This is a genomic window from Croceitalea sp. W27 (genome assembly GCF_055693185.1).
Genome location: NZ_CM146327.1, coordinates 1,789,688 through 1,803,406, shown reverse-complemented (window position 1 = coordinate 1,803,406; position 13,719 = coordinate 1,789,688). Strand labels below are relative to the sequence as shown.

The 13,719-nt window shown below is 35.6% G+C and carries 11 protein-coding genes; 5 read left to right on the top strand and 6 right to left on the bottom strand.

Annotation, left to right across the window (positions count from 1 at the left end; all coding sequences use genetic code 11):
- The first annotated feature begins 14 nt into the window (after positions 1 to 14).
- Together ACZ1GR_RS08095 and ACZ1GR_RS08090 are read left to right on the top strand one after the other, a co-directional pair.
- A complete protein-coding gene (locus tag ACZ1GR_RS08095) occupies positions 15 to 362 on the top strand; it encodes a four helix bundle protein (RefSeq protein ID WP_472611638.1) in 348 nt (115 codons plus the stop codon).
- A 37-nt stretch (positions 363 to 399) separates the two neighbouring features.
- Positions 400 to 729 carry a 2Fe-2S iron-sulfur cluster-binding family protein gene (locus tag ACZ1GR_RS08090; RefSeq protein WP_472611637.1) on the top strand — a complete coding sequence of 110 codons (330 nt, stop codon included), beginning with the start codon at positions 400 to 402 and terminating at the stop codon, positions 727 to 729.
- A gap of 114 nt (positions 730 to 843) precedes the next feature.
- On the opposite strand, the gene ACZ1GR_RS08085 is transcribed toward ACZ1GR_RS08090, so the two are convergent.
- A complete protein-coding gene (locus tag ACZ1GR_RS08085) occupies positions 844 to 2,583 on the bottom strand; it encodes an ABC transporter ATP-binding protein (RefSeq protein WP_472611636.1) in 1,740 nt (579 codons plus the stop codon).
- A 133-nt stretch (positions 2,584 to 2,716) separates the two neighbouring features.
- Here ACZ1GR_RS08085 and ACZ1GR_RS08080 point away from each other — a divergent pair, with 133 nt between their 5' ends.
- Positions 2,717 to 3,757 carry a TPM domain-containing protein gene (locus ACZ1GR_RS08080; RefSeq protein ID WP_472611635.1) on the top strand — a complete coding sequence of 347 codons (1,041 nt, stop codon included), beginning with the start codon at positions 2,717 to 2,719 and terminating at the stop codon, positions 3,755 to 3,757.
- A 53-nt stretch (positions 3,758 to 3,810) separates the two neighbouring features.
- Positions 3,811 to 5,985: an acylase gene (locus ACZ1GR_RS08075; RefSeq protein ID WP_472611634.1), complete on the top strand. Its 2,175-nt coding sequence runs from the start codon at positions 3,811 to 3,813 to the stop codon at positions 5,983 to 5,985.
- On the opposite strand, the gene ACZ1GR_RS08070 is transcribed toward ACZ1GR_RS08075, so the two are convergent.
- The 4 genes from ACZ1GR_RS08070 to ACZ1GR_RS08055 form a co-directional block, all read right to left on the bottom strand.
- Complete coding sequence (locus ACZ1GR_RS08070) at positions 5,986 to 6,627, bottom strand: hypothetical protein (RefSeq protein WP_472611633.1); 642 nt, start codon at positions 6,625 to 6,627, stop codon at positions 5,986 to 5,988.
- Positions 6,628 to 6,694: 67 nt separating this feature from the next.
- A complete protein-coding gene (locus ACZ1GR_RS08065) occupies positions 6,695 to 7,843 on the bottom strand; it encodes an acyltransferase family protein (protein WP_472611632.1) in 1,149 nt (382 codons plus the stop codon).
- 97 nt (positions 7,844 to 7,940) lie between these two features.
- Positions 7,941 to 8,852 carry a helix-turn-helix domain-containing protein gene (locus tag ACZ1GR_RS08060; protein WP_472611631.1) on the bottom strand — a complete coding sequence of 304 codons (912 nt, stop codon included), beginning with the start codon at positions 8,850 to 8,852 and terminating at the stop codon, positions 7,941 to 7,943.
- A 260-nt stretch (positions 8,853 to 9,112) separates the two neighbouring features.
- Positions 9,113 to 10,009, bottom strand: coding sequence for a metallophosphoesterase (locus ACZ1GR_RS08055; RefSeq protein WP_472611630.1), 897 nt, complete (start codon positions 10,007 to 10,009; stop codon positions 9,113 to 9,115).
- Between the two features lie 115 nt (positions 10,010 to 10,124).
- Here ACZ1GR_RS08055 and ACZ1GR_RS08050 point away from each other — a divergent pair, with 115 nt between their 5' ends.
- Entirely contained in the window at positions 10,125 to 12,500 is a 2,376-nt protein-coding gene (locus tag ACZ1GR_RS08050; protein ID WP_472611629.1) for a GAF domain-containing protein, read from the top strand.
- Here ACZ1GR_RS08050 and ACZ1GR_RS08045 read toward each other — a convergent pair whose 3' ends face one another.
- A complete protein-coding gene (locus ACZ1GR_RS08045; protein ID WP_472611628.1) occupies positions 12,501 to 13,694 on the bottom strand; it encodes a Pycsar system effector family protein in 1,194 nt (397 codons plus the stop codon).
- Positions 13,695 to 13,719 lie beyond the last annotated feature (25 nt).

The window sequence follows — 13,719 nt, the reverse complement described above, 5'->3', positions numbered from 1 at the left end:
AAGGTATTAGTTCAATGGGAGTAAAACGGTTTGAGGATTTATTGGTATGGCAAAAATCACAAGACTTTGCAGTAAATATTTACCGTAATTTTACTTTACAAAAAGATTATTCTTTTAAAGACCAAATCTCTAGGGCCTCTGTTTCAATATCAAATAATATTGCAGAAGGATTTGATAGAAGAACAAATCCCGATTTTATTCGATTTCTATATATAGCAATGAGTTCAAATAGTGAGGTGCGTTCAATGTTATACCTGTCTGAAAGATTAGAATATCTGAGTTCAGAGAATGTTAAAAAGTTGATTGACCAATCAAATGAAATTTCAAGAATGATTTACGGACTAATCCAATCAATGAAGTAGCTTTTAGTTAACTTATTCCTAACTACTAAATCCTGTTATGGACATAAAAATTAAAATAACCGACCGCGAAGGAGTTTTGCATGAGATTGATGCACCAACAGACATGAATATGAACTTGATGGAAGTGGTTCGTTCATACGAACTAGCTCCAGAAGGTACAATAGGTATTTGCGGCGGTATGGCCATGTGTGCATCATGCCAATGCTATATCAAATCTGAACATGATTTGCCAGAAAAATCAGACGATGAAGATGCCATGCTTGCTGAAGCGTTCAATGTAGAAGACAATTCTCGTTTGGGCTGTCAAATTCATATTACCGAAGAGCTAAATGGACTTGAAGTGGAATTAGCCCCAGAAGAAATTTAAAAATGACCTTCCTCAAAATGCTTTTTTCTCTAAAAATTTCTTTTTCTACGTTTTGATTTATCCATAGCAATCTAATATCTAAAAGCAAAGCGGTCTAGTATCTCATGTCTCTTTTTATATCCTTGCCTGATACGTAAACAAATTATAATACCTTCCTTCTTTAGCAATCAACTCATCATGAGTTCCTTGTTCCGCTATTCTACCATTTTCAATCACTAGAATCTGGTTTGCTTTGCGGATAGTACTTAAGCGGTGCGCTATTACAAAGGTTGTTCTTCCTTTGGTAAGTTCCGCCAAACTTTTTTGAATCAAAGCTTCACTTTCCGTGTCCAAATTAGAAGTTGCTTCATCTAAAATTAAAATTCTAGGATTCGCTAAAACAGCTCTTGCAATAGCAATACGTTGCCGTTGACCCCCTGAAAGCTTTACACCACGTTCTCCGATTAGGGTGTCTAATCCATCATCAAAACGGTCAGTAAATTCATCTACATAAGCAGCTTTTACAGCTGCCTTAAGTTCCTCTTCTGAAGCATTTGGTCTTGGGAATAGAATATTAGCTCGAATAGTTCCTTCAAAAAGGAAATCATCCTGTAAAACAACTCCTAAAAATTGTCGAAAACTGGTTAGATCAACCTTGGCCAAATCATTGCCATCAATAGTGATTTCTCCTGAATCGGGATTTAAAAAACTCGCCGCCAAACCTGCAATGGTCGATTTGCCCGAACCAGAGCTGCCTACCAAGGCGATTACATCACCTGATTTGGCTTCAAAACTAATGTTATGTAAAACATCTTTATCTTCTTCATAGGCAAAAGAAACATCTTTAAAAGCTACGTCTCCATGAATAGTTGAAAGTTGAATAGTTCGGTCTTTCTCGTCAGATTCTGAAGTTTCGTTCATTAATTCTTCTGTACGGTCAAGACCAGCTAGAGCTTCTGTTAACTGGCTACCAATATTGCTCATTTGAACAATAGGGGCGACCATTAAGGCCAATAAAAAAGTAAATTCAAAATACTCTCCTGTTGTCAATTCTCCCTGCATCATTTTATACCCGCCATAACCCATCATAATTCCGGTTGTGGCCAAACCTAAAAGAAAGGTAGACGAACTGGTCATCACCGCAGTGGCAGTCAAACTCTTCTTTACATTTTGATAGAGCCTATCTACACCGCTTTCAAAAACTTTTCCTTCTTGTTCTTCTGCATTGAAACCTTTTATCACTCTAATTCCACCAAGGGTTTCGGTTAGTCGGCCTTTAACTTCGGCGTTTATTTTACCACGTTCTCTAAAAACTGGGCGGATTATTTTAAATGCTTTTAAGGCTATAAGTGCGAATGCAATTAACGGAACAAAAGTTAATAAGGTCATAGTTGGGCTAATACGCAATAGTAAAATCAAAGAAACTACAGCTGTTATAGTTCCTCCTACTAATTGTACCAATCCGGTGCCGATTAAGTTTCGAACCCCCTCAACATCACTCATGATTCGAGAAACCAGAGCGCCCGATTTTGTATTATCAAAAAAACGTATGGGTAGCGAAAGTACTTGCTTTTGAACCTGTGCTCTGAGTTCAGAAATCATATATTGGGCTTGAATACTTAATACTTTGGTAAGCAAGAATGACATAACCGCCTGCACCAAAAACGATAGAATTACCACAATGACCAGAATCTTGAGTAAGTCGTAATCTTTATTGGGTACAATATCATCTAAAAAGTAGCGTAGTGAAACCGGAGCTACAAAGCTGGCTGCCTTACTTATAACGATTAACAATAAACCGATAAAAACTAGTTTTCTTCGAGGCCATATTATGGTCTTGAAGGCTTTTAAGATGCTTACTTTTTTCTCTGCCATTAAAATTGTTTGAAATAAGAATTGCAAGGTACTTGAAATTGAAGAGAAAACAGATACCTAACCCATGCTTGTTGGTCTTAGTTTATTTTTTAAATGGCTGACGTATCTTTATAAGATAACTGCTGACCGTACTATGATCAAGAAAGGTATCTTATTTCTCTCTCTACTGCTTTCGTTTTTTAGTTTTTCACAGAATATTTATCCAGAATTACGTGAAATAGTTACCGACAGTGCACGAATATTTACACCAAACCAGTTAGAAGATTTAAAAACAAAACTTTACAATTTTGAGTCTGAAACCACCAATCAATTGGCAGTATTAACGGTACGGGAGTTAGGCGGAGAAACTATTGAAACCTATGCTAATAAGGTCTTTAACCAAAATGGTCTTGGTCAGAAAGATAAGGACAATGGCCTACTGATACTTTTTTCTCGTAATGATAGAGAGGTGAGAATTGAGGTTGGCTACGGCCTAGAACCTTATATTACCGATGCGGTGGCGTCAAGAATTATTAGGAATACTATGATTCCCAGTTTTAAGGAAGAGTTTTATTTTAAAGGAATAAACGAGGCAGTTGACAAACTGATTCTTTATTTAAAAAATCCTGAAGCCCTTGAAGAACTTAAAGAAAAGATGGTAGCTGAGGAACAGAAAAATAGAAATATCGGATTGGTATTTTTAATAGGATTTTTATCAATTTTTGCGGGGGTAGGCGGTTTTTTCTTTTTTAAATCATACAAAGGTCTAATAGAACTATTTAGAGGAATTTTCATAGGTAAACTTGGTTTTTTCTATGGGTTGTTTATGATACCTTTTAGTCTGTTTCCCATCCTTTTTGGTCTAATTTTTATTGCTGTGCCAACCGTAATCGGTCTTGGGTTTTATGGCTTCGACTTTGAGAAGTATTCGTATGTGCTAGAACAACCCCAAAAGTTGCTTTGGGCATTGGTCCCATTTTTAGGTATAGCTATGTTGATTGCCTTAATAAAGATTAAGCTTTATGGAAAAGAAAATGTAAAAATCTCATGGCTTAAAAATGATAAAAGCTACGTTCGAAAAACTTTTTCATCTTCTGGTTCACATTCATTTGGTTCAAGTTCTGGCAGCAGTTCAAGCGGTTTTTCGGGTGGTGGTGGCAGTTCAGGTGGAGGTGGGGCAAGCGGAAGTTGGTAATTAGTAAATAGCAACTAATTCTTGTATTTTCATGGTGTAAAACAAAATCTCCTATGCGCTCTAGCTATTTCATTTTTATATTTCTCATTACGTTTTCTTGCAAGACAAAACCGGAACCAAGAACGGAAGTTGAACGTTGGCAAGATCAAGCCCAAAACATTGAAATTATCCGTGATGACTATGGTGTGCCCCATATTTTTGGAAAAACAGATGCAGATGCTGTTTTTGGACTTTTGTACGCACAATGTGAAGATGATTTTAATCGTGTTGAGCAAAACTATATTTGGGCAACAGGTAGGCTTGCCGAGGTAGAAGGTAAAGATGCACTTTACAGTGATTTAAGGGCCAAACTATTTATGACCGAAGCCCAGGCAAAAGCCAACTACGAAAAAAGCCCAGAGTGGTTGAGAAAGCTTTGTGATGCTTTTGCTGATGGCATCAATTACTACCTACACACCCATCCGGAGGTCAAACCAAAACTATTGACCCGTTTTGAACCATGGATGCCAATGTATTTCAGTGAGGGTTCTATTGGCGGTGATATTGAACGTATTTCCACTCGAAAGATAAAAGCTTTTTATGAAAGCGAGATGGAAGTTCCGCAATCTGAATTAATTAGCATTCGAAAAGAAGAAGAGATGGCTGAGCCTCAAGGTTCAAATGGTATTGCTATTTCTGGTGAATTAACACAATCTGGCAATGCGATGTTATTGATTAATCCCCATACTTCGTTTTATTTCAGGGGAGAAGTTCATGTAGTCAGTGAAGAAGGACTTAATGCCTATGGAGCGGTTACTTGGGGGCAGTTTTTTGTCTACCAAGGATTTAATGAGAAAACAGGTTGGATGCATACTTCTACCTATACAGATGTGATGGATGAGTTTAAGGAAAACATTACTTCGCTAGATGGAAACATCATGTATCAATATGGTGAAGAATTACGGCCTGTTGAAGTTTCAGAAATAAGTTTAAAATACCAAGATGATGATAGTCTTAAAATAAAAAGCTACCCGGCATATCGAACACACCATGGCCCCATTACGCATATGGCGGATGGAATGTGGACGGCATCTGCTATGATGTGGGAACCTGTAAAAGCTTTGGAACAATCTTTTATTAGAACAAAGCAAAACGGGTATAAAGGTTTTCGTGATATGATGGATATTAGAACCAACTCTAGTAACAATACAGTATATGCAGATGCTGGCGGGAATATTGCCTATTTCCATGGAAATTTTGTCCCTAAACGAGATGTTAGTTTTGATTACTCTAAACCGGTTGATGGTTTCAATCCTAAAACAGATTGGCAAGGATTGCATACTGTAGATGAAAATATTTTAGTCCTAAACCCTGAAAATGGGTGGATTCAAAATTGCAATTCAACCCCATATACTTCGGCAGCCGAGTTTAGCCCTAAAAAGGAGGACTATCCTTATTACATGTCTCGTGATCAAGAAAACTTTCGAGGTGTTCATGCTATAGAGTTACTTAATGATAGGGATGGTTATACTTTAGATAGCATAATTCAACTGGCTCATGACCCATATTTGCCAGCTTTTGAAACATTAATCCCGGGTTTGATAAACGCATACAATCGTTATGATGACAAAAACCCAAAACTTCGAGAAGCAATGAAAATTTTGGAAAAGTGGGATTATAAAACTTCAAAAGAATCCATTGCAATGACTTTGGCTCATTTTTACGGAACCCGTTACTATCAAGAAGGCAAATATGAGAAAGGTATGACTGCAATGGAAAGAGTGCAATTTTGGGGAAGTGAACCCGGTGAGCAATTGAAAATTTTTGAAAAAACAATAGATCAACTGACTGAGGATTTTGGTACTTGGCAGATGCCGTGGGGTGAGGTAAATCGGTATCAACGTTTGAATGGGGATATCCGTCAGAATTTTGATGATAGTAAACCAAGTATTCCTATTGGTTTCGCTTCTGGCAGATGGGGGGCTTTAGCAGCTTATGGAGCAAGATATACAACAGAAGGGGCTAAGAAATTATACGGCACACGGGGTAATAGTTTTGTCGCTGCGGTCGAATTTGGAGAAAAAGTAAAAGCAAAAACGATTCTAGCGGGTGGGCAAAGTGGCAACCCAAAATCACCTCATTTTAATGACCAGATTCAGAAATATGCCGATGTGGATTGGAAAGAGGTACCTTATTATAGGGAAGATGTTTTAAAAAGGGCCAAAAGAACATATAGACCAGGAGAGTAATTATTCTTCTCCTTCTTTAATTACGATCATACTCGCTTTAGAACCTGTAGATAAGTTCCACTTGTTGTTATGTATGATTTTACCTAAATCGTCGGTAATTATGACTTGAGCGGTATTAGGGCCAGATGACCCCTGATTTAATGCTTCGAAATCTATTCGATTAAAGCCTTTTGTTAAGTCAATATTTATGCCTTTATAAGAACCGGTGAGTAAAATATTTGGTTCTACCACTTCACCATTTAAATAAATCTTGACGCGATCACCATCTACATATTCATGGTCTCTACAGACGATACCTATAAATTTGGCCCCGGTTTTAACATCGCCTAAATATTGATCTCCAAAATGTTCTTTAGACCCTTTTTTCTCTCTAACTCCAACCTTTGGGTCAATGACTAAATCGTGTCCTGCACGCACCAATTCTCTAGTAGGTAACATTTGAATTGTTGGCTTATTATTTTTAGAGGTGAGGTTTTCATCCAATACAGAGGGCATTCTTAATGATGTACCTTTATTACTGGCTTTAACATCGAGATTATTCTTGGCACCAACCTTTAAAGGTTTGGTGGTAGGAATATCACCTTGAGCAATAGAGACATTGCAAAAGAAAATGAAAACCAGAAATAGAAAAACATGTTTCATGTAAAACTAAGTCGAAATAGATTAATAAAGTTAACAAATACCCTGCCATAGTCTTGATAAAGAGCTGTTAAAACTGCGCTACATTCGACAAAGGGTTCTTTTTTAATCCGAATAATGGGTGTAAAAAAGGGATTCTTAAAATTATCAAATCATAAATCAACCAGCTTAGTCCAAATGTGCCAACAATCAATATAGAAGATTTTGCAATAAAGCTCCAATTCAAATCGATTAAATAATAAGCAATAATTATTGTAATGGTTTGATGCAATATATAGAATGGATAAACTGCTCTGTTGGCATAAGCTATTTTCTTACTTGGTTTATTCAGATACTTTGCGGCAAAACCAAAAAGTACTAAAATCCAAGACCAAATATTGATGACTTTTAGTAGGGCTTCCGTAAAATGAATTACGAAGCCGTCTTCAAAGAAAGACCAAATTACTGCTTGCCCTAAAAAGGCAAAACAACCTATGGCCAAGGCTTTTATCTTAATCTTTTTTAATCTGTCCCAAAAAACTTGCCCTGTGGCAATTAAAATAAAGCCATAAAAAAATAAAACGATACTAAAGCTAAAGTTAAACCAATCATCAATCAAGGCATGTGTAACATCAAAAAAAGGTTCCATAAAGGCTTCTAGCAAGTACAACGGAATTATGAAGAGGTATAAGTTTATAGGCTTTTGAATTAATTTTTTCACCCAACTAATCAATTTTGTTTCTCTTCTTTTTATGTAAATAAATGCTGGACTTAAAATAAGTGAGAAACATAGAAGATAAGGCAGAAACCACAAATGGTGCCAGCTAATATTTCCTTTAGGGTAGGTGCCGCCCCTAAACAAGGCTTTTTGGTAAAACTCTAAATACGAACCAACGAATTCACTATTAACGATTCTTTCAATATAAATTTGTGGTGGTACAATTAGTAGCATTCCAACTAAAAGAGGGATGCCTAAACGTTTAATACGTTCTAAAGAAAATTGTCTCAAATTTCTCTTTGAAAGGGCATAATAGGTACCCATGCCAGATATTACAAACAGAATAGGCAATCGCCATTGGTTTAAAAATGCCATTGGCCAACGGAGCCAATTATAGGTTTCGTTATTTTTAATATGCCAACCCCAGGGAACAAAAAACATTCCTACATGATAAAATATAAGAAGGGCAAATACAATAACTCGTAACCAATCTAAATCATATCTTCTAACAGTTTTTTCCATGACTAATTTGTTTTAGCCAAAGATGAAGTCTATGGTTCGAATCTTGAAATTTTTTGGTTTTGAAAATGTACTGAATTACAATTCAGGAGAACTTAGGTTAGTTTTGGTGCTTTCTTCCTTTTACAAACACTAATGGAGAAGTGCCAACATGTTTTTTAAAAGCATTGTAAAAGGCAGATTTAGAATTAAAGCCTACAGAGTTACCAATTGCTTCAATGGTTAAATGGGAAAAATTTGAATCGAGAAGTCTTTCTTTAGTGACTTCAACACGCTTTTTATTGATATAATCGTTGAAGTTGATTCCTTCCTTAGTATTAATTGCTTTTGAAACGGAGTTGGGATTACTGTTCAGCTTTTCTGAAAGCTCTTTTAAGTTTGCTTTTTCTGAAAGAAAGTATTTCGTGGAATAGATATAGCCCTCTATTTTGTCAAAATCTACTGTTTGACTTTTTAAAGTTTCGTATTTGTCTGCAAACCATGATTTTTCAAAAAAACGAGATTCCATAAAAATCACATAGGACGTGGAAAAAGCAATTAGAGTTTGTACCATTCCAATATAATGGTCGCCACCATCATCGTCATAATTATACAAGACAAGAAATATAATTCCCAATAAGATACATAATAAAATTGCTGAGTTTCGGGTAAACAAGTATTTGTTTAAGTTGGCTTGGTGCGGTATTTCTTTTATTCGACTGCGTTCTCTCCAAACCAATCTAAAAACCAATATTGAATAGAATGAAAAACTGAAAAGGATGAGCCAGTCAAATTCATCTTTGATCCAATGATAATTGTAGTTAAATGTATCGGGTACGCTTGCAGTTTCAAGCTGATCATAGTAGGCCCCTAAATATGCATTAAGCTTTACCGATTTTGGGGCAGTATAAAATGAAAATTGGGTTACTGCATAAAAAAGTGGAATTATAAAATGTGGTAATTGCTTTCTAAAGACTGGAAATTCCCTTTTTATGGCACAATAGATAAACAAATAAAAAGTAGGGGCAATCATAAGCACGAACGATTCGGTAGAGTCATTAAAAATCAATCCATATTTAATAAGGCCTGTATAACATAAATAAGTGTCAAGAAAAACAAGCGCTTGAAAGAATAAGGACCAACCTAAGAATAAGATTGCAGAATTATTTTTAGTACGGATAAATAACAATAAGCTGAGAAAAAAACCTTGAACAATACCCAAAAACATAAGCTGCGACGCAAGATTATGTCTTATGGGGATCTGGTCTATTATATGCTGAATGCTATCCAATTTTAGTTTTCTATATAATCAATCAACTTTTCTGGGCCTTCCAACACCAAACGTACAATTTGTAAAGTGCCATCTGGCTTGGTAGCTATTTGCCATTTTATTAAGGTGATTTGGCCGTTTTCAACCTCAATACCAGTTATACTTCTTGGATGGACACAGCTACCATCGTTAAAAAAAGGAATTTGGCCTGGCTCCGGAAAACGGGGTCTATGGGTATGCCCAGCGATGGTTATTTTTAAATCTTTCTTTAAGATCCAGCGTTTAATCCGCTTTTCGATTCTGATAAGTTCTTTATAATTTTTGGCAGGACTAGTCGGGTCTGCTATACCCACAACCTGTAAAGGTTTCCATAAAATACGAACTAAAAAACGTCCAATACGCCAACATCTGTAGTTCCACCAATCTGCTTGATGTCCATGCATGCAAAAAATTTCCTGTCCGGTTTTTTCATGGGTAAGCAGCAATGCCTCGCTATAGGTTAAGCCTTCAAAAAGTTCTTTGTCTACCCCATCAATAGGCTCAAAATAGCTTGATAGATGTTTGTCTACGTAGGCCTGATCACGATAAACCATATCGTGATTGCCCCAAACCATGTGTAATCTATTTTCTAAGTGAAATTGACGTAAGAGCTTATAAACGTTTTTATGTGCTTCAAAAAGGGATTCAAAATTCAAGTTCTCCCAAAGTTCATCTCCATCACCAAGCTCACAGTACTGAAAACCTTGGTTGTAATAATGATTCAAGGCATGAAAATAAATGTTTCTATTGTTGGCAAAATCGTCCGCAAAACTATTGTCGCCTCGGTGACAATCACTAAAAAAAACCAACTTGGTAGCATCATTGAAAGAAATCCGCTTTGCGGCGGCGTAGGCATTGTTCAATCTTGAAAATGAAGACATGCTTTAAATTTCTTTAAATATCATAAAAAAGCACTCAAAACCATAAAGATTACGTTAACAATAACGTATTTCTTCTTTTTGTAATTTTACTAGAGAAACCGAGACCAATAGAGGTATGAAACAGGATTACAATGGTGAGGCACCTATGGTGCAGCTGGTTAGTTTTAATAAGCTCCTTAATCATTATGATGAGCAGCTGAAAAGCAAAGATAAATCGCTGGTGGCAAGGGCAAAGTATGTGCTTGAACAACAAGCACCGTATCCTGAACTAAGAGATGGCTTTGATGACCTTTCCGTTTTGGAGAAAAGAAAAGAGGTCATTAGCACTATTTTGGCAGATACCTTTTCGCCGGTTTTAACTCATAATGAGATTAAAACTGCCTCAATAGCATTTGAAAATTTGGTCTTTAATTCGTCAAAACGTTTTCAAAAAATTATTGAAGATGCAGGAGAGGGTTTTGAGCTTGAGATGAGAAATATGCCCGATCATTTGCATTACATCATGCAATGCACGGTTATTTTGGGTTTCTATTATGGCTATATGCTCGATTTTAAAAGACCGCTTTTTTATGATATTCCTGATAAAAATGGTGTTATGCGCCATTATCGCATTTTGTACAATGCCGATTTTATGGAGATTATTCCGACGGAAAAAGCAAAAAAACTAAATCAGAACGATGTTGATGAACTACTAGAGAATTTTGAAGACTTAGAGCTTTGGAAAGAGAAAATACCGCCTAATAGTTTTATATCAAAAGGTTTCGTTATTTCGAATATGTTCGATGTAACGGCCGAGCATTCCATCTCTGAAATAAAGTCGACTCTCATAGGGAGCAACAAGCGCGGGAGTGATAATTTCATGCTTGATTTTCAAAATACATTTAGTTCTCTCTTTAATTTGAACGGAATAAATGTAGGTTTTGCAGGCTATGACCCAAACACCAATAAATTTCTTAAAATACATGGTAAGGGAATAGAAAGCTATCTTTTAAAAGGGCAAGAAATGGAGTCATGTGACGCGATGTTATGTGATTATTCTTATGGAAAGCTATTGAAAGACAGTACATATTACGCTATTTCGAATGTGGAGAAATATTATAAGAAATCTAAGGGTAAGGTTCAACCCTATAAAAACCTATATGAACAAGGTATTAAAAGTGCTATTCTAGCCCCAATTGCGGATAAAGGAAATCTTTTGGGAGTGTTAGAATTGGTATCCACAAAGGTAAACGAGCTCAATAGTATAAACGCAAATAAGCTCGTTGATGTTATGCCATACATTGTATCTGCGGTACTAAGATCTATTGAAGAAGAGCAGAATTTGATAGATGCAATCATACAGCATGAATGTACAACAGTACACTCGTCGGTTTATTGGAAATTTCAAGAAGAGGCCAAAAGATTTATGACGGATGAACTTAGTGGCAATCAACCGGCATTTAAAGAAATAGTTTTTAAAGATGTATATCCGCTATATGGTCAAATAGACATTAAAGATTCTTCAAGGGAACGTAATTTGGCTATTCAGCGAGATTTAATGATTCAACTTTCAGAGATTAATTCCATCTTATCAGAGGCATTAAAGAAATTTAAGTTGCCGATTTATGAAGAGCTTCAATTTCGGGTAAATGATTACCTAGAAGAGATAAAAGAAACCTTATATACAAATAGTGAACAGGCTATTTTCGACTTTGTACAGGAAGAAATCAACCCTGTATTTCATCATTTAAAGCGTGAAGATAAATACTTAAATGATTTGATCATAGGCTACGAGAGTGGTATTGATATGGGTACGGAATCGTATTACGATCATCGCCGTAATTACGATGAAAGTGTTATGGAAATAAACAAGAAATTGGCCGCTATGCTTGATAAAAAACAGATAGAGGCGCAAGAAATGTTCCCGCATTATTTTGAGCGTTATAAGACTGATGGCGTAGAGCATAATATGTATATCGGGAAGGAAATTGCAAATGATAGAAATTTCGATTCTCTTTATCTCAATAATTTGAGGTTGTGGCAGTTGCAGGTAATGGTTGAAATGGAAAATAAACATTATGAGTTAAAACCGAACCTTCCCTTACAATTAGATGTTGCTTCTTTGATGTTGGTATATAGTACTCCCTTAGCTATTCGTTTTCGAATGGATGAGAAAAAATTTGATGTTGACGGCACCTATAATGCGCGCTATGAGATAATTAAAAAACGTATAGATAAGTCATATATCAAAGGAACCAATGAACGCTTGACCCAGAAAGGCAAGCTTGCCATTGTTTATTCCCAGAGGAAAGATGAGAAAGAGTATTTACGATATGTAAAATTCTTAAAGTCTAAAGGATACTTCACCGACAAAATTGAAATAGTTGAACTTGAAGGTCTACAAGGCGTAACCGGTCTTAAAGCAATACGTGCAGAGATTCTTTACAAAACAAACAAAAAGTCTACGAAGACATACACTTATAATGATTTAATGGAGGAATTAGAATCGTAGTTATATTGCTATTCTATCTGGCCCAAAAAAACGAAAGGCTATTCCAAAAGCTAGAACAGAAATTACGATACCTATTATAAAAATGGTATAAGTAAGTCGTAGTATTTTATATTTCCTATTGAGAACTAAACCAAGAAAGTATAAGTCTTTAGTTAAAGATGAATAAATAAATTTATTGTCTTTAACTAGTTCTTGTATGGCCCATTCGTATTCAGACAAACTCATTTTATGAAAGTTGCCAAAGAATAGAAGATTTACTTTTTTCTTTTCTACATCTTCTTTCGTGAATTTTCCACTGGTAACATTTGGTCTTGTTGCTAGAACCGCCAAAACCATAGAAATAACACTAAAGGTGATGAAAATCAATGTTGGATAAATTAAATAGCCATTTGAAGGATTATCTAATTTCGGTATAAGGTTAGATAGTGCAACAGAAATAATAATAGCGTTTACCGATAATAAGATGTTGGCTTTGGTATCGGCAATATCACTAAGTGTCAAATGATTTTTTAAGGTAACCCTGAACAAGGTCTGAATGCCCCTATCTGGGCTCTCACTTTTATATTTGGCCTTAAGCTGTTCTTTTTTAGCTATTTGTTTTTCAGTTTTTTTATCTTTTAGTAACCTTTTCAGATTTTTTTTCTTGGCACTATCCCAATTCTCCTTTGCATAAGTAGTATAAAACTGATGCTCGTTTCTGAACATTTTAATATTCTCATTTCGCCACTGCTTTTCGCTATAATTGGCAATACCCAACATTTTTAATTCTTCTTTTAAAAAGTCTGTTGTTTCCCAATAGCTTTTCTGGGCAAAATGTGAAGAATCGGCGTCTCTTATTATTTTTTCACTAATATTTTGCGGCAAATAGTGGCGCTTTGTGGCCATTATCAAACTTCCTACTTCTTTTATATCTTCTTTTGGATAGGCTTCTTTTTCTAAAAATTCAGTTGCTATTTTACAGCTGGCTTCTTCATGATTTTCAACTCCAGTGGTATAACCAGTATCATGAAACCACGCGGCCACCAGTAACCTTTCATGATCATCATTGTTTAAATCATGATTTTCAAGCAGCACTTTAGTGCTTTTGACAACACGTTGTGTGTGTTTTAAATTATGGTACAGAAATTTTTTATCAAGTTTATCTTTTAGAATTTGGGTGACAAATTCTTCAGCTTTTTGAACAATCTCTGACATAGTTGTATATTGAATAATCCAAAAT

Excerpts from the sequence above, each read along its gene's own strand:
- ACZ1GR_RS08050 (WP_472611629.1), top strand. The coding sequence starts at position 10,125 with ATGAAACAGGATTACAATGGTGAGGCACCTATGGTGCAGCTGGTTAGT.
- ACZ1GR_RS08085 (WP_472611636.1), bottom strand. The coding sequence starts at position 2,583 with ATGGCAGAGAAAAAAGTAAGCATCTTAAAAGCCTTCAAGACCATAATA.
- ACZ1GR_RS08055 (WP_472611630.1), bottom strand. The coding sequence starts at position 10,009 with ATGTCTTCATTTTCAAGATTGAACAATGCCTACGCCGCCGCAAAGCGG.
- ACZ1GR_RS08095 (WP_472611638.1), top strand. The coding sequence starts at position 15 with ATGGGAGTAAAACGGTTTGAGGATTTATTGGTATGGCAAAAATCACAA.
- ACZ1GR_RS08070 (WP_472611633.1), bottom strand. The coding sequence starts at position 6,627 with ATGAAACATGTTTTTCTATTTCTGGTTTTCATTTTCTTTTGCAATGTC.
- ACZ1GR_RS08065 (WP_472611632.1), bottom strand. The coding sequence starts at position 7,843 with ATGGAAAAAACTGTTAGAAGATATGATTTAGATTGGTTACGAGTTATT.
- ACZ1GR_RS08075 (WP_472611634.1), top strand. The coding sequence starts at position 3,811 with ATGCGCTCTAGCTATTTCATTTTTATATTTCTCATTACGTTTTCTTGC.
- ACZ1GR_RS08045 (WP_472611628.1), bottom strand. The coding sequence starts at position 13,694 with ATGTCAGAGATTGTTCAAAAAGCTGAAGAATTTGTCACCCAAATTCTA.
- ACZ1GR_RS08060 (WP_472611631.1), bottom strand. The coding sequence starts at position 8,852 with ATGATTGCCCCTACTTTTTATTTGTTTATCTATTGTGCCATAAAAAGG.
- ACZ1GR_RS08080 (WP_472611635.1), top strand. The coding sequence starts at position 2,717 with ATGATCAAGAAAGGTATCTTATTTCTCTCTCTACTGCTTTCGTTTTTT.
- ACZ1GR_RS08090 (WP_472611637.1), top strand. The coding sequence starts at position 400 with ATGGACATAAAAATTAAAATAACCGACCGCGAAGGAGTTTTGCATGAG.